Raw genomic sequence first — 17,246 nt, 5'->3', positions numbered from 1 at the left:
TTGCATGATTGCGACGGACGGTTATCTGTTTCGCCTCGCTTTTGAGCGCGGCAGGAGTATTACTCAGATACTACCTCAAACTCGATCTCCTTAACAACTTCCTTGTGGAACTTGATAGTAGCGGTGTAAACACCAACCTCTTTCACAGGATCCTTGAGGAAGATGATCTTGCGGTCAACGTTATGACCGAGCTTCTCAAGAGCCTCAGCGATCTGAAGAGCGTTGACAGAACCGAAGATAGTGCCGGTAGAACTTGTCTTAGCACCGATAGTGAGCTTAACGCCCTCAAGAGCAGCTGCTGCCTCCTCGGCATCCTGCTTGATCTTAGCGATCTTGTGAGCGCGCTGCTTCTGGTCTTCTGCAAGACGTTTCAATGCTGCTGCGGAAGCGATGATAGCCTTCCCCTGCGGAATCAGGTAATTGCGGCCATAACCATCTTTCACTTCGACAACATCGTCCTTATAACCGAGTTCGGCTATGTTTTCTTTAAGTATGACTTTCATCTTTGTAATTTTTGTCGGGTTTAAGAATGATTATTTCATCAGGTCGGCTACGTAGGGAAGAAGAGCGAGGTGGCGTGCACGCTTTACGGCCTGTGCCACACGACGCTGGAACTTCAGAGATGTGCCGGTGATGCGACGGGGAAGAATCTTGCCCTGCTCGTTGAGGAATTTCTTAAGGAATTCGGGATCCTTATAGTCGATATATTTGATACCGCTGCGTTTGAAACGGCAATATTTCTTTTTCTTTGTGTCGACTGAAAGGGGAGTGAGATAACGGATTTCGCTATTTGCTGCCATGATTAAGCCTCCTTATTTTCTGCCTCGGCTGCTACTGCCTCAGCGGGTGTTTCACTTGCTTTCTTTGCTCTCAAGTTGCGACGCTTCTCTGCGTATTCCTTTGCATATTTGTCAAGACGGAATGTAAGGAAACGGATCACGCGCTCATCGCGACGGAATGCGGTCTCAAGTTTCTTGACGATAGTAGGCTCGCCGTTAAACTCAAGAAGGCAATAGAAGCCTGTCGATTTCTTCTGGATGGGATAAGCAAGTTTGCGGAGACCCCATGCCTCTTCATTGACTACCTCAGCACCATTCTGCTGAAGAACGTCTTTGAACTTTTCTACCGCTTCCTTCATCTGTTCGTCAGACAAAACGGGAGTTAAAATGAAAACGGTTTCGTAAGTATTCATACGTTTTACGTTGTTAATATATTGTTATTGTTTTGATCCTCACCAATATAATCATCAAATATCCTAATATTTCAGACCATATTCCGCGAAAACCGCTGCAAAATTAATAAAAATAATCCATCCCACCAAATTATTTTCCTCTTGCAAAGGATTTTTTAATCAGCGACATGGGGTTGAATGGAGTCGGATGTCATTTAAGGTTGTTCCAGCGGGTGAAGGCGTCACGGCGTCCGGCGGTGACTTTTTCGGCGTAATGGGCATCGCTGTCGATGGCTATCGCCACGCCTGAGTCTTTCAGTTTCTGCCACCATAGTTCCGACGGGTAGAAACGTCCCTTGTCGTCCCATGCCTTGGTGTTGATCTCCACAACCACGTCTGAACTCTTCGCATGGCTGATCACATCATCCACCAATGCCTCATACCATCCCTGATGCTCTATCTCAGGGTCTGCCATTGACGCATTCCCGGCTATCTTGTCGAAATGTCCCAACAATTCAAAACCTCCGCGTTCAAGCATACGGAGCACATGCTCGAAATATTTCTCCACTACGTAGCGCAAGTCGCCGCGATAACCCTCCTTCAGATAACGTGCGAACCGCTCGAAACGTCCGTCGCAATCCAAAAGCACTCCATCCTGATTGGGCACGAAATGAACCGAACCCAACCGGAAATCAAGGGGCAACCGCTGGAAATAGTCGATGTGCGGTCCCCAGTCGTCGCCAAGATAGTCTATTTCAAGCGATTTGAGCACCACCATATCGGGAGAATACAATCTGTGCAGACGATCCACCTCCTCCATATATTCATCCATCTTCTCCTTTCCCATATTACATGGAGAATCTATAGGCACGGGGGAATGTGGAGTGAATGCGAAATACTTCATGCCGGCTTCAGCCGCTGCGGCAGCTATCGCCGACATAGTGTCACGCCCATCGCAATACTGCGAATGGGCGTGAAAATTATAGGCGTCTGTGGTAGTAACCACATCCTTTATGCTTATCTGCATATTTTTCTTTAATCGGTTTATTGGTTATAGTTTATGGTTTATGGGGTATTATCGTTTAATTTTTATAGAGTGGAAAGATTCATAGATTTCCATGAATCTTAAACTATAAACCATAAACTATAAATAAAGATCTTTCAATCCATAACCGGCTCACGGCTCTCTGCCCCTCTCAGCCACATAGTGAATATGGCGAGGAAGAGCGCACTGACCAAAACTCCTATTCCAACCGCCACCTCGTAAGGCACCGGCATACCCCATGCCGCCGTGGTAAGCGCACTGAAGCCCTCCGGAGCAAAGAATATATAGGTGGTGGTGACTGCGGTCATGAAGAGCGCAGGGATAAGGGTGACAATATATAGTTTCTTTCTTGCAGCAAGATACACAGTCAACGCCCACAACGTGAACACTGAAAGCTCCTGATTGCACCATGCGAAATAACGCCACAACACCTCGTAGGGAAGCAGCATGATGATAAACGTCAGCACGAATATAGGAATAGACACCATCAGACGTTTCACTATGCTCTTCTGCTCCACGCCCATGAAATCTGCCGTCATCAGGCGTGCGCTACGCAATGCCGTGTCGCCCGATGTGATGGGGGCTGCTATGACTCCCAGTATGGCGAGAATGCCGCCGAACGTGCCGAGCCAGCTGGTGGAGAGATTGTTGACAAGCACTGCCGGAGTGCTGCCGGCAAGCGTCTGCTGAAGATTATCGTATCCTCCCGTGCATGCTATCGCAGCGGCTGCCCATATCAGCGCAACGACTCCCTCCGTCACCATCGCACCATAGAACACTATACGCGCATGCTTTTCATTGCTGATGCAACGAGCCATCATCGGCGACTGTGTGGCATGGAAACCGGAAATCGCGCCGCAAGCTATCGAGACGAACATCATGGGGAATATCGGGTTTGAATCCGGATCCGGCTTGTGGTTATAGAATCCGTCCCACATCTCCGGCACACCCCCGTTGACAAACAGCATCGTCAATATGCCGACTGCCATAAAGAGGAGTGCGATACCGAACAATGGATAAAGCTTACCGATAAGTTTATCTACAGGGAGCAGCGTAGCTGCCATATAATAGGCAAATATCACCACTATCCAGAACATCTTGTCGAGATGCTCCGGAGTGAGCATAGCAAGCAGGTCTGCCGGATTGTAGACGAAGACTGCACCGACAAGAATCATGAGCAGCACGGCAAAACCTCTCATCACCTGCTTGATGCGGTTGCCCAACTGCTCACCCACCAGTTCCGGCAGTGATGCCCCGTCGCGACGGATGGAGAGCATCCCACTGAGAAAATCATGGACAGCACCACCGAAAATTGTGCCGAATACAATCCAAAGGAAAGCTGCAGGTCCGAACATAATGCCCATGACTGCGCCAAAGATCGGTCCGAGTCCGGCTATGTTCAGGAATTGAATCAGATAAATCTTCCAGGTAGGCAATTCCACATAGTCCACACCGTCTGCCATCCTTTTCACCGGTGTCGGTTTCGATGGATCGACACCAAACACCTTACTTACGAATCTACCGTAGAAATACGACCCGATCACAAGGACGCCCAATGCAATTATAAACGAAATCATTTTGTAATTTTTTCCAAACGATACACGTCGCTTCTTTTATTTATAAGATCTTTCCTCTGCTTTTCCAATTCCGACTCAAGACGCAGGATCTCCTGCTTCACATTGTCGGCATGGTTCACCGGATAACGCTTGTATAGCCCATCAAGCTTTCTCTCGGTGGAAGCCACATTGCGGGAGGCGGCAAGATAAGCCTTCATCGCATCCTTTGCCGCACCGTGCTTGAAATCGGAATAATGCGTATAGTAATTGCCATTCCCCACCGGAAGCTTGAAATCCGCCTCTTTCTCCGTATAGTCGGGATCGATAGCTGAAATTTTCTCAAGGATAGCCTCATACTGCGCCACATCCTCAGCATTCCACGTTGCCTTATAATCGGTCAGGCGCGCCATCTCTATGAGGTTCTCGCTGTCAGGCTCATAATTCTTTCGCAGGTCATTGAGTATGTAGACGTATACCGTCACCTTATCACCAAGACGGTTGCGGTCAGTAGCCCACCAGCCTACTCCATTCTCCTCATCGATGGCAAGCATATAGTCGTCGTAAGGGGAATTGAATGGCATGCCTACGTTCTGCGGCTGAAGATACTCTCCGGTCTGCGGGTCGCGTGATGCCACGAATATATCATATCCCCCCATCGAGTCAGATCCCGTGGAGGCATAATAAAGTCTCACGCCGTCCGACATCATGAAAGGGAAATCTGCATATCCACCCTTATTGAGCAAAGAGGGAGTCTCAACAGGTTCATGCCACGTGCCGTCAAGCAGGCGTATACTCTCCACAAGCCTTACGTTGCCGACACTGTCCGGCTCCCCCCACATCATATAGTCGCCCCCTTCGTTGACAAACGCCATGCGCGCCTTCCCCTGATGCTCCTCAAATGGGATTTCGAAAGGAAGAAGCAATCTCCCGGCGGAGGGGGGAAGCTTATACGATTTGAAGAATATATCTGCGGGTAGCGCAATGGAGTCAATCACCACAATACGCTCCACCCTCTCCAGGGCATTCTCGGCAGCAGTGAGCTGACGTTCGCTCTCCTTGACCGCCTCCGCGCCTACAGTCTTGGTCTTCTCCTGGTAGGTCTTAAACTCATCATAGAAATCCATGGCGGTCTCGAAGTCATAATTCAGAAACGCGAGACGCCCGAGATACAGATTGGCGGCAGCCGCCCCCTTCTTCTTCGCTTCCGTGAGAAGACGTTCGGCATTGTCGTAATTGCCATCCTCCAACTCACAAGCACCGAGAATATACATGTATTGCGCGGAATTCTTACTCTTAGGATTGGAAGCCACAACCTTGTCGAGCACAGTCCTGGCCTGCTGATGATCCCCCTCGACCAAGAATTTGCGTGCATCTTCAAGCGTGTCGGCATAGACGCCGAGAGAGGCACACGCCATCATCAATGATAGGTAAATCTTTTTCACTTCTTAAAAAGGTTAGTCTGTAAAAAGCCATCAATCACGCATCACGAAGTGGCTTTATCGCGACAAAATTAGTTAAATTTAATGATATTTCAAACATATCTGCAAACAAGAAAGCTCCGTTTGTAGGTGTTTTTAAACTTTTTTTAGTAACTTTGCCACGTAAATTAATATCGAAACAACAAAAACAAACCATAAATTCCATCTATATGAGCTTAAATATCATTGTACTCGCAAAGCAAGTACCTGATACCCGCAATGTAGGGAAAGACGCCATGAAGGCTGACGGCACCATCAATCGTGCCGCCCTCCCGGCAATCTTCAATCCTGAAGACCTCAACGCTCTCGAGCAGGCACTCAGATTGAAAGACCTCTACCCCGGAAGTAAAGTCACTGTCCTGACAATGGGTCCGGCACGTGCCGCTGAAATCATCCGCGAAGGAATGTTCCGTGGTGCTGACGGCGGTGTCGTGCTTTCCGACAGAGCATTCGCAGGAAGCGACACGCTCGCCACTTCATACGCTCTCAGCGCAGCAGTAAGGAAGATCGGCAATTTCGACATAATAATTGGCGGACGTCAGGCTATTGACGGCGACACCGCACAGGTGGGTCCGCAGATTGCCGAAAAACTCGGAATCCCGCAGATCACTTACGCAGAGGAGATCATCAGTGCCGACAATGGCGAGGTTGTAGTGAAGCGGCGCATTGAAAGCGGCGTTGAGACTGTCAAGGCAAAGATGCCGCTCGTAGTTACTGTCAACAACTCTGCGCCTGACTGCCGTCCGCGCAACGCTAAGGCACTCCAGAAATTCAAATATGCAGCCGTGCCTTCTGAAGTGGCTGCCGATGAGGCTAAAAAGGAATTTATCGAGAAACGTCCTTATCTCTCAATCGGCGAATGGAATGCAGCCACTGTCGATGCTGACCTCGCTCAGTGTGGTCTCGCAGGCTCGCCCACAAAGGTGAAGTCTATCGAGAATGTAGTGTTCACTGCTAAAGAAGCACGCAGAATCGAAAACAACGACGAGGAGCTGGAGGCTCTGATCGTTGACCTTATCGCTAACCACACTATCGGCTGATCCTTATTATTTCCGGATTATGCTCTCCTAAAATCAACAATAGAAAACATCTGAACTCATGGCAGACAAAAATAATCTTATCGTCTATTGCGAATATGAAGACGGCAAAGTCGCCGACGTTAGCTTGGAGCTTCTTACCAAAGGACGTCAGCTCGCCAACAAACTCGGGATCAAACTCGAGGCTGTGGTTGCCGGCGACAATATGAAGGATATTGAAAAGCAGATCCTTCCATACGGCGTAGACACAGTTTACAAATTTGAAGACTCTCGTCTTTATCCATATACCTCCCTCCCCCATTCATCTATCCTCATCAACCTTTTCAAGGAGATACAGCCGCGCATCGCTTTCATGGGTGCGACCTCAATCGGTCGTGACCTCGGTCCGCGTGTGTCGTCAGCTCTCCACAGCGGTCTGACCGCTGACTGCACCTCTCTCGAGATCGGAGACTACACCGACGTCAAGACAGGCAAAGAATATAAGGATCTCCTTTATCAGATACGTCCGGCTTTCGGCGGCAACATCGTAGCCACCATCGTGAATCCTGACTGCCGTCCGCAGATGGCTACTGTCCGTGAGGGTGTCATGAAGAAAGAGGCTGTCGACTCCAACTATAAAGGAGAAATCATCAATAAGGACGTAAACGCCTACACCCGTCCTGAGGATTTCGTGGTTGAGATCATCGATCGCCACGTGGAGAAATCAAAGGTGAACCTCAAAGGAAGCCCCATCATCGTTGCCGGCGGCTATGGCATGGGAAGTAAGGAGAATTTCGAGCTCCTGCAGCAACTCGCTGACACTCTCGGCGCAGAAGTGGGCGCAAGCCGTGCTGCCGTGGATGCTGGCTGGGCTGACCATGACCGTCAGATCGGTCAGACAGGCGTCACCGTCCGTCCGAAGCTCTACATCGCTTGCGGCATATCCGGACAGATCCAGCACATAGCCGGAATGCAGGATTCCTCAATAATCATCTCCGTCAACTCCGATCCTAACGCTCCGATCAACACAATCGCCGATTATGTGATCACAGGCAAGATTGAGGACGTTCTTCCTAAACTTATCAAGTATTACAAAAAGAATTCAAAATAATGGCTAATTTCTATAATGACAACGACTCTTTGAAACACTATCTCAACCATCCGATGATGGAGAAGATCGTGGATCTGAAAGAGAGAAACTTTGCCGACGCCGACAAATATGACTATGCTCCCCAGAATTTCGAGGATGCCATGGACAGCTATGACCGTGTGCTCGAAATCGTGGGCGACATCTGTGCAAACGTTATCGCGGAGAATGCCGAGGACGTTGACCATGAGGGTCCGGTAGTGAAAAACGGACACGTGGAATATGCTTCCGGCACTGCACGCAACCTCGATGCCTGCCGCAAGGCAGGGCTGATGGGCATGTCGATGCCCCGTCGTCTCGGCGGTCTCAACTTCCCCATCACCCCCTATATCATGGCTGCCGACATGGTGAGCCGTGCTGATGCCGGATTTGAGAACCTTTGGGGTCTTCAGGACTGCGCAGAGACCATATATGAGTTTGCCAACGAGGAACAGAAGATGAAATATATCACCCGCGTATGCGAGGGAGAGACAATGTCGATGGACCTCACCGAGCCTGATGCCGGCTCCGACCTTCAGTCGGTAATGCTGAAGGCTTCCAAGAAGGAAGACGGCTCTTGGGTGCTCAACGGCGTGAAACGCTTCATCACCAACGGTGACAGCGATATCCACCTGGTGCTTGCACGCTCTGAGGAGGGCTCGAAGGATGGCCGCGGTCTTTCCATGTTCATCTACGACAAGCGTAACGGGGGCGTCACAGTCCGCCGTATCGAGAACAAGATGGGTATCAAGGGTAGCCCCACTTGCGAACTCGTATATAAGGATGCTCCTGCCGAACTCGTAGGCAGCACCCGTCTCGGTCTTATCAAATACGTGATGGCACTCATGAACGGTGCCCGTCTCGGCATCGCCGCACAGTCGGTCGGTATCAGCGAAGCTGCCTATCGTGAGGCTCTCGGATATGCCAAGGAGCGTATGCAGTTTGGCAAGGCAATCATCGAGTTCCCCGCCGTGGCTGAAATCCTCTCCGTGATGAAAGCCAAGCTCGACGCTTCGCGTGCGCTTCTATATGCCTGCACTCGTTTTGTCGACATGTATAAGATCTATGACGACATCGCAAAAGAGCGTCCTCTTACCCTTGAGGAGAAGAAGGAACAGAAATACTACAGCCGTCTGGCTGATGCCTTCACTCCCCTTGCAAAGGGCATGACTTCCGAATATTGCAACCAGAACGCCTACGACTGTATCCAGATTCACGGTGGCTCAGGTTTCATGAAGGATTATGCCTGCGAGCGCATCTACCGCGACGCACGTATCACGTCAATATATGAGGGCACGACTCAGCTTCAGGTGGTAGCGGCTATCCGCCACGTCACCACCGGCACTTATCTCAACAAGATTCGCGAATTTGAGGCACAGGAGGTTAGTCCGGCAAATGAGGCAATCAAGAATACTCTCGTATTCATGACTCAGCAGTATGCTGATGCCGTTCAGGCAGTGATGGGCGTGGAAGACACCAAGTATCACGACTTCATGGCTCGTCGCCTCGTGGAGATGGCAGGACATATCATCATGGGCTATCTCCTTCTTGAAGATGCCGAGAGAAACGAGGAGTTCCACAAATCTCTCGTAGTTTACGTCAAGTACGGTCAGGCAGAAGTGGAGAAACACGCATCTTTCATCGGCAACTTCCGTCCCGAGCAGATCAGCGACTATCTCTATTGAAAGAATCATAATCTGATTAAATAATGAAGTTGCCGGATATCCGACACATTGAATTTCGGCAACTTCAGCACATACAACATTCCATTTTAATTCAGATCCGTTAATAAGAAGGACGTCCGCCAATTGGCAGACGTCCATTTTTTCACTTATGAAGATCGCATCTTTTCAGACGAATATTGAAGCGGCGCAGATAAGAATCGAGATCATCGTGAGCACACCGGCTATTATGACAAGATCTACCGGACGATAATATATGGGCCACCCTCCATTGAACTCCACCTTGCGCACATGGTCATGCGCTCCGGGTATCTTGCATCCGGGCCAATAGTTGATCCACAGTCTGCCGACAAGGAAGAATATCATGCCGCAGAGTATACCTATTATTATGCCGGCCATAAGATCTCCCGGATAGTGCACACCGAGATATATCCTCGAATAGCAATTGAGCAATGCCCAAAATATTATGAAGAACGTGAACCGCCTGCGGAAAAAGAGCATCGACATCACAGTGGCAAGGGCAAACGTATTGGCGGCATGACAGGATGGAAATCCGTAGGCTCCACTCCTGTAGCCATCAACCACCCTTACCATCGCAGAAAGTGGATTGTCAAGATTTGATGGACGAAGACGCTCAAATATCGGACGCAGCACACTCGCGCATATCTGGTCGGCGGCACCCACCGCCACAATTGCCATAAGGGTCATGACTACCGTTGTGCGCCAGCCAAACGTGCGCAGCATAGCATAGATCATGACAAGATACATTCCTGCCCAGATGAGGCGTCCGCTTGCCATTTTCATGGCAATATCCCAGAACGCATTTTGCCCGGAATGCAGGAATAAAAAAACCTCTGTATCCAAATTCATCAGATATTCAATCATGGTTTCAAATCGTTAGGTCGTTAGTTATGAAATTTATTTGCATTTTCTCTTTTGCAAATTTATGAAATAATTCTGATTATTTGGCATATTTGCGAAAAATTTTATCCCTCGGGCGTCATTTGACTGTCATTTTCCATCATCTTCTTCCTCTCCATCTCCAGGCAGAGTGCGATTCTCTTTTGGAAGAGTGAGATAAAGAAGCAACCAGCCAAGGAATCCGGCAAGAAAAGAGCCGACAAGGATGCCCAGTTTTGCATTGTTAAGAATCGCGCTCATATATGGGTCGCCCGTGCCAAACGACAGGTTGGCTATGAAGAGCGACACAGTGAAACCGATACCGCCCAACATAGACACTGCCGCAAGCTGACGGAAATTGCTTGACTCGGGCATCGGTGCCCATTTCAATTTTATGCAAAACCACGTAAACAGGAATATGCCCAAGAACTTGCCTACCACCAATCCTATGATGATGGCCGGCGCAACACCGTCAAACAGGGCGGAAAGCTTAAGGTCGCCGAAATATATACCGGCATTGGCAAAGGCAAAGAGCGGTACTATAATGTAGTTCACCACCGGATGCAGAGAATCCTCCATATCCTGAAGCGGGGATATAACCTTATCGGAAGCCGACTCTATCTCCTTCAGCCAGTTCATCTGGTCTTTCGTCAGTATGGTGCGCGATGTGAGTTTCTCCTCATCCTCCTGCTTGAACAGACTGATATTCTTACGTATTGTCTTAACGTATTTCTTGGGGGCATACACAGGCTTTGCCGGCACACAGAAAGCTATCAGAACTCCGGCAATAGTGGGATGAATACCCGCATTAAGGAAAAGGAACCAGATGAATGCACCGATACCGAGATAGAACACCTTGCTCTGTATCGCCATTCTGCCACCGAGGGCGAGTATGGCAAGCAGACCGCCAGCCCCAAGCAGCATCCAGTAATTTATATCAGAGCTGTAGAATATGGCAATGACAAGTATGCCCCCTATATCGTCAACTACGGCAAGCGTGGTGAGAAATATCTTAAGGCTTATAGGCACTCGGTTGCCAAGCATAGCAAGCACTCCAAGAGAGAAGGCTATATCGGTCGCCATGGGTATGGCGGCTCCTCCGATATAGTCGCTGCCGTGCCCGATAAGGAAAAATATTGCCACAGGCACCACCATGCCACCCAAAGCAGCCACTACCGGGAGTAATGCCTGACGGAACGACGACAATTCGCCTACCAGAACCTCCCTCTTTATCTCAAGACCGACAGAGAAGAAAAATACTGCCATAAGTGCATCATTGATAAACGCCATTATGCTCATAGGGTGCCCATGATGACTGAAGAGATTGAAACTGCCCACCTGAAGGGCAAGTTCATGAGTCCAGAGCGAATTATAGAAATCATGCAGGAATGGGAGATTGACTACCAGCAGCGCGAGTCCGGTCGCCACGAGAAGGGCATTTCCCCCTTGCGTAAGATTCTTTATTGTTTTGCGCGCAGTATAGAATACGTTTGACATAGCAATCATGCGACGTCGCCGCCGCCATTAAGATTAAGATAAGCAGATATAAATTTATCTCCGTGGAGACGTGTGTTCCTAAAGAAAGGGGTGTTTCCCCGGAGTGTGTTTCTCAAATGGCAAATCCCCGCCGGAATAAGACCCCGTCTCATAAAGGGTGCCGGCAGGGATGATAATGCAGTGGTGGATCAGGGCGCGGGATTGATGCCTCCCCTTCCGTCAAGCAGAGCGAATAGCTGCTCGGCGGCAAGTTTCGTCTTGACTTTCTCTACGACATCGGTCACTGTGCCGTCATGATCACACACAAACGTGGTTCGGACAATGCCCATATATTCCCGACCTGCCATCTTCTTCTGACGCCACACTCCGGCAGCCTGACAGAGCGAGGTGTCGGTGTCGGCAACCAATGGGAACGGCAGACACTGTTTCTCAGCGAAACGCTGATGACTTGCCTCCGAATCCTTACTTATGCCGATCACCTGATAACCCATCTGTAGGAAATTATCGTAATTGTTGCGGAAGTTGATAGCCTCTGCCGTGCACCCCGGAGTGCTGTCTTTCGGATAAAAATATATTATAAATTTCATTCCGGCAGGAAACGACGATAGTCGCACATCATTGCCGTTGCTGTCTTTCCCGAGAAGATCGGGCATCTTGTCGCCTATATTCATATTTTCAGATTATTGATGGTTGATGGTATATGGTTTATAGTTTATGGTTGATAGTTGATGGTTGATAAACCTTAAAACCTAAACCATAAACCTAAGCCATAAACTATAAACCTTAAACTATACACTATAAACACTCCTACCCTCAATCAAGTTTAAGCACTGCCAAAAATGCCTTCTGCGGCACTTCCACCGATCCGATCTGCTTCATGCGCTTCTTACCCGCCTTCTGCTTCTCAAGCAGTTTGCGCTTACGGGAAATATCACCTCCGTAGCACTTGGCTGTCACGTCCTTACGGACTGCCTTGATTGTCTCCCTCGCTATAATTTTTGCTCCGATTGCCGCCTGTATGGCTATATCAAACTGCTGTCGCGGTATCAGCTCCTTCAGTTTCTCACACATCCTTCGCCCGAACCTTACAGCATTGTCGGCATGAGTGAGCGTTGACAAGGCATCCACGCTCTCGCCATTCAACAGTATGTCGAGTTTCACAAGTTTTGACTCACGGAAATCATGCAGATGATAATCAAATGAAGCATAACCCTTGGATATTGACTTCAGTTTATCGTAGAAGTCAATGACAATCTCTCCGAGAGGCATGTCAAACGTGATCTCCATACGGTTGCCGGAGATATATTCCTGTTTCACCAGTTCTCCCCTCTTGCTAAGACACAGGGTCATAATCGGACCGATATAATCTGCCTGCGTGATAATTGTGGCGCGGATATATGGCTCCTCGATATGGTCAATGAGGGTAGCTTCCGGAAGTCCCGACGGATTGTGTACCTCTGTGACGTTCCCCTTCTTGTCATATACCTTATACGACACGTTGGGCACCGTAGTGATGACATCCATGTCAAACTCACGTCCGAGACGTTCCTGAATGATCTCCATGTGAAGAAGCCCGAGGAAACCGCAACGGAAACCGAATCCGAGAGCTGCCGATGATTCAGGCTGGAACGTGAGCGACGCGTCATTAAGCTGAAGTTTCTCCAGTGATGCACGAAGATTCTCGAAATCTTCCGTCTCAATGGGATAGACTCCGGCAAACACCATAGGCTTCACCTCCTCAAAACCATCTATGGCTGACTCGCACGGACGGTTTACATGGGTAATGGTATCGCCTACCTTCACCTCCTTCGAAGTCTTTATTCCCGATATGATATAGCCCACGTTGCCTGCCGACAATTCTTTCTTGGGCATCATATCGAGTTTGAGCACGCCGATTTCGTCGGCATGATACTCTTTACCTGTTGACACAAACTTCACGAAGTCGTTTGTTCGCAACGTGCCGTTGACAATCTTGAAATATGCTATGATTCCGCGGAATGGGTTGAACACCGAGTCGAAGATCAGAGCCTGAAGGGGAGCCTCCGGATCACCTTCGGGTGCAGGCACCCTCTCCACGATAGCCTGCAGTACGTCGTCAATACCCATGCCCGTCTTGCCACTGGCGCGTATTATCTCCTCCCGGTCGCAACCAAGAAGATCCACTATCTGATCTTCCACCTCATCCGGCTTGGCACTGTCGAGGTCACACTTATTGATCACCGGAATGATCTCCAGATCGTTGTCGATAGCCATATAGAGGTTGGAGATTGTCTGCGCTTGTATACCTTGTGAGGCGTCCACAATCAGCAGTGCTCCTTCACAAGCTGCGATAGAGCGCGACACCTCATACGAGAAATCGACGTGTCCCGGAGTATCAATAAGGTTAAGCACGTATTTCTCACCATTGAGTTCATAATCCATCTGTATGGCATGACTCTTGATAGTGATACCTCTCTCACGCTCCAGATCCATGTCGTCAAGCACCTGCGCCTCCATATCTTTGGAAGCTACCGTATTCGTTCGCTCCAGAAGTCGGTCGGCAAGCGTAGATTTGCCGTGGTCGATATGAGCGATAATGCAGAAATTGCGTATATTTTTCATTTTTCCTTATTTCTTTTGCAAAGTTAGCAAACTTTCAAAAATATGTTGATATAAAACGCCCTCCAACTGCATAAAATAATGATAAATTCCCGACAATATACCCTAAACCTATCCACATTCCACCACGATGCACACAATTCATCTGCTATACTTCTTCATGCATATTGAACCGCTGAGAGCACCAAGGGCACAGAGATTTTCTAACATTCTCCGTGATCTTGGTACTCTAAGCAATCGTTGAAACAAGTTTAAACAACTTCATTATTATTCTTTTACAACAAAAATTATATCAGCCAGACTTTCATAATTCTTTTTATTGAATGTAAAATCTATCTTTTTCAACGATTTAGCATTAAATGAATCAAGATATTGGTTAATTCTTGGCTCTATCAATGAAAAAGCCCGTTTCATTTTCCATGACTGATTCATATTTATTAAATCAATGAGCACAACAAATAAGCGATTCTCTGCACCAAACAACCGAGGACTCTGATTCTCATAAAGCCATGTTACCAAACTTTCAGGATTTTTTCGAGCATCATCAACTATTTGCTTTCTTATTTCAGACAAATAGCCTACAATCTCCGAATGCCCATGATTTTCAAGTTCCTCTTTGAGAAATGAATATTGCTTAGAATCCGTAAGATTCTTATCCGGCATAATTCCGACTGACTTGGCTTGCCGTTTAAGCCATGTAATTTCCGAATTACCTAAAATCTCCTTTAATTTATTCTGCATATATGCTTCCGGGAAATAGGTGACTTTCAAATCTACAGGGTTATTATCAATAAAAAAGTCAACACTCTTAATCTCCCCAACTGCTGACAAAACCCGATTGTGTCTTTTAAACATTGACTCAATCAGATATGATGTCCAATTATTATACCAACTGGTTTGAACAAATTTCCACGCATTTACAGCAATCGCATCTGCCTTATATTTAAGTTCATCAAAATCACTTATTACCTTGACATATCTCCTTATGAGATATTGATCCAGTGAATTTTCCTGATCACCACCCCATTCATAACTATCTATCTGACGCAAACCGCTCTTCAACTTTTCTTCATCAATACCCATTGTGTGATACCACTCGTTGTTCCTGTCACGCAGATAGGCATCAAGCATAGCCATTCCATCTGGAATACTCTCAATTACTGAGAACAATTCAACAAACTGATCATTAATTTTTGTTGAGTTCAGCACAATACCATTCCTATCAATAAATTGCTTGATTTGCTTACCTCTGCAAACCGCCCTAACCTTCAGGTATAACAACGCGTTATCGTTATTATTAAAGGCATACAGATTTTGGGAACGAAATTCCTTGTCCCACTTCTCAAAGTTTGTCATTTCCAAATAAATTTATAGTCTATTAAACTTGTTTAACTACCCATTGACCATTATCCTCAAGCTGGAAGTCTTTATTTAAAATCTTAAACACATCTACATTTCCAATGACAAGCATCCTACGCAGTATCCATTCCATTATAGCCATCATTATTCCATTGGTATCAGTAATTCCTTTTTGAATCGTCTCTTTTATAAAATCACTGACAACACTTGTGAATTGCCTATCATCACAAATATTCTGTTGTGCCTTACCGGGATTCTTACGAAACGTAACAAGCACATCCCCTTTTATCGACTTAACCCGATTGAGTTGTCTTGGTGGATACGTTTTTTGTTCCAACCACTCATAATCAACAACGTTAAAATTATTAGACACACACGCATTGCTTACTGCCTTCCATTCTAATCCGGACAAAGAATGAAATGTCAGTGAGAAAAATTTGTTATCTTTTAATATCCTTCGGATCTCCGAAAAAGCGGAATTTATATCTTTCTCAAAAGCATCAATATCTTTTTGACGTTGATTACTATCCGAAATAACTATCTCTTGCTTATAATCAGGCAAAAATCTAAGCCATGAATTCCAAATGACACTTTGCTCAAAATATGGCACACTATCACCATAAGGAGGATCTGTGAATACATAGTCTACCGAATTATCCGGAAGATGTAAATCTTTCGCATCAAAATTTGTAATTCTGTAAGTTGATTGTATATGCCCGGTCAACAAGTCTCCTGAAAGTGCTTTTAAATAATCCTCTTTCCCTTTAATTGCTTTTTTGATACGATTTTCATAATAGTGCAAAACATTATTCTCAATATATGTATCACCTATATAGAAACCTGTCATCCATGCACCTTGTGAAAGAGTACCTCTACTTTTTATTGGAGGCACCAGCTTAGAACAATTTGCTAAATTGGCTGTAAATGCAATCAGGAACAAGTCTTTAACCGAACCATTAGTATATTTTTCTATCAAAGACAACAGTTTAGCATGACAAGCAAGAGTTCTCTTGGTAAAAAGATCCTCAACCTTCATGTCAGTATGCGCCGATATTCTTGAATTTTCAATCAGAGTAACTACGGGATACCAATCTTTCACCTCATAGTGATCTTCATACTCACAGAATTTCTGCGCAATATCTGTCGGAATATCTTTAATTAATGTCTTTCTCCCATCCTTAAATGTAAATTGGAGTGGCAATCCTTCCTTGCTTCTTAAAACAGAAATCGGCAGATAAGTCACATTGTCTATAGTTATACTGTACCATTCCTCTATATACGAAGATAATTCTATTCTTATGTCATCCCATAACTTCTTTGTTTTAGAAAGATTCACATCTTTTGAAAATAAATTCCTGGCAATAAAATTTGCAATGGGATTAAGATCATTTACTATTACATTTCGATTTTTAAGATATGCTTCACAACAGAACACCCCATACCCTGAAAATGGATCAATTACAGTGTCTCCGGGATTAGAATATCTGTCAATTAAAGGGCTAATACCTGAAGCCGGTTTCTTGCCCCAATATTTGTGTATAAAATATCGTGGTGCTGTTTTTTCGTTACTCATATATTACATCAATTATATTACATCAATGCGAAATATGCTGTTCTCAACAAAGATACAATAAAAAATAATACCATACCCTATATTTTGTCTATAAAAACTTTATTATACTAAAATAATTATGATAATATCAAGAAAAACAGTCAATTCTACAAAGTCTATCAATATCTATCTTGCATGCATATTGAACCGCTGAGAGCACCAAGGGCACAGAGATTTTCTAACATTCTCCGTGATCTTGGTACTCT

Annotated in this window: 15 protein-coding genes; 3 read left to right on the top strand and 12 right to left on the bottom strand. The window is 46.5% G+C overall.

Annotated features, from left to right (window positions below):
• Positions 1-59 precede the first annotated feature (59 nt).
• From rplI to E5331_RS10010, 6 genes are all read right to left on the bottom strand, one after another.
• Entirely contained in the window at positions 60-503 is a 444-nt protein-coding gene (rplI, locus tag E5331_RS10035) for a 50S ribosomal protein L9 (RefSeq protein ID WP_123483944.1), read from the bottom strand.
• 30 nt (positions 504-533) lie between these two features.
• Positions 534-803: a 30S ribosomal protein S18 gene (gene rpsR, locus E5331_RS10030; RefSeq protein WP_169477625.1), complete on the bottom strand. Its 270-nt coding sequence runs from the start codon at positions 801-803 to the stop codon at positions 534-536.
• Positions 803-1,192, bottom strand: coding sequence for a 30S ribosomal protein S6 (gene rpsF / locus E5331_RS10025; RefSeq protein ID WP_123483942.1), 390 nt, complete (start codon positions 1,190-1,192; stop codon positions 803-805). Before rpsF ends, rpsR begins: the two co-directional genes overlap by 1 nt.
• 190 nt (positions 1,193-1,382) lie before the next feature.
• Positions 1,383-2,198, bottom strand: coding sequence for a histidinol-phosphatase HisJ family protein (locus E5331_RS10020; RefSeq protein WP_135984603.1), 816 nt, complete (start codon positions 2,196-2,198; stop codon positions 1,383-1,385).
• A 134-nt stretch (positions 2,199-2,332) separates the two neighbouring features.
• Positions 2,333-3,793, bottom strand: a complete 1,461-nt coding sequence (locus E5331_RS10015) for a carbon starvation CstA family protein (RefSeq protein ID WP_123483940.1) — start codon at positions 3,791-3,793, stop codon at positions 2,333-2,335.
• Complete coding sequence (locus E5331_RS10010) at positions 3,790-5,214, bottom strand: tetratricopeptide repeat protein (RefSeq protein ID WP_135984601.1); 1,425 nt, start codon at positions 5,212-5,214, stop codon at positions 3,790-3,792. The genes E5331_RS10015 and E5331_RS10010 overlap by 4 nt, the downstream gene beginning before the upstream one ends.
• 206 nt (positions 5,215-5,420) lie before the next feature.
• Here E5331_RS10010 and E5331_RS10005 point away from each other — a divergent pair, with 206 nt between their 5' ends.
• The 3 genes from E5331_RS10005 to E5331_RS09995 are packed head-to-tail and all read left to right on the top strand — an operon-like array spanning position 5,421 to position 9,077.
• The gene (locus E5331_RS10005) at positions 5,421-6,290 is read left to right on the top strand and encodes an electron transfer flavoprotein subunit beta/FixA family protein (protein ID WP_123483938.1); all 870 of its coding nucleotides are present in this window, start codon (positions 5,421-5,423) and stop codon (positions 6,288-6,290) included.
• 58 nt (positions 6,291-6,348) lie between these two features.
• Complete coding sequence (locus E5331_RS10000; RefSeq protein ID WP_123483937.1) at positions 6,349-7,377, top strand: electron transfer flavoprotein subunit alpha/FixB family protein; 1,029 nt, start codon at positions 6,349-6,351, stop codon at positions 7,375-7,377.
• Positions 7,377-9,077: an acyl-CoA dehydrogenase family protein gene (locus E5331_RS09995; protein ID WP_123483936.1), complete on the top strand. Its 1,701-nt coding sequence runs from the start codon at positions 7,377-7,379 to the stop codon at positions 9,075-9,077. The genes E5331_RS10000 and E5331_RS09995 overlap by 1 nt, the downstream gene beginning before the upstream one ends.
• A gap of 165 nt (positions 9,078-9,242) precedes the next feature.
• Here the strand turns inward: E5331_RS09995 and E5331_RS09990 are convergent, their stop codons facing one another.
• The 6 genes from E5331_RS09990 to E5331_RS09965 all read right to left on the bottom strand — a co-directional run bounded on the left by E5331_RS09990 (position 9,243) and on the right by E5331_RS09965 (position 17,001).
• Entirely contained in the window at positions 9,243-9,959 is a 717-nt protein-coding gene (locus E5331_RS09990) for a phosphatase PAP2 family protein (protein ID WP_123483935.1), read from the bottom strand.
• Between the two features lie 126 nt (positions 9,960-10,085).
• Positions 10,086-11,471: a Na+/H+ antiporter NhaA gene (gene nhaA / locus E5331_RS09985; RefSeq protein WP_123483998.1), complete on the bottom strand. Its 1,386-nt coding sequence runs from the start codon at positions 11,469-11,471 to the stop codon at positions 10,086-10,088.
• A 188-nt stretch (positions 11,472-11,659) separates the two neighbouring features.
• Positions 11,660-12,142, bottom strand: a complete 483-nt coding sequence (locus tag E5331_RS09980) for a peroxiredoxin (protein ID WP_123483934.1) — start codon at positions 12,140-12,142, stop codon at positions 11,660-11,662.
• A 142-nt stretch (positions 12,143-12,284) separates the two neighbouring features.
• Positions 12,285-14,072, bottom strand: a complete 1,788-nt coding sequence (gene lepA / locus E5331_RS09975) for a translation elongation factor 4 (RefSeq protein WP_135984599.1) — start codon at positions 14,070-14,072, stop codon at positions 12,285-12,287.
• A gap of 264 nt (positions 14,073-14,336) precedes the next feature.
• Positions 14,337-15,425, bottom strand: coding sequence for a hypothetical protein (locus tag E5331_RS09970; protein WP_123484708.1), 1,089 nt, complete (start codon positions 15,423-15,425; stop codon positions 14,337-14,339).
• Positions 15,426-15,447: 22 nt separating this feature from the next.
• The gene (locus tag E5331_RS09965; RefSeq protein ID WP_123484709.1) at positions 15,448-17,001 is read right to left on the bottom strand and encodes a DNA methyltransferase; all 1,554 of its coding nucleotides are present in this window, start codon (positions 16,999-17,001) and stop codon (positions 15,448-15,450) included.
• Positions 17,002-17,246: the final 245 nt, after the last annotated feature.

It is taken from the genome of Lepagella muris, assembly GCF_004793975.1.
In the GTDB taxonomy this organism is placed as follows: domain Bacteria; phylum Bacteroidota; class Bacteroidia; order Bacteroidales; family Muribaculaceae; genus Lepagella; species Lepagella muris.
Note: the sequence above shows the minus strand (reverse complement) of the source record. Positions and strands in the feature narration are given on the sequence as shown.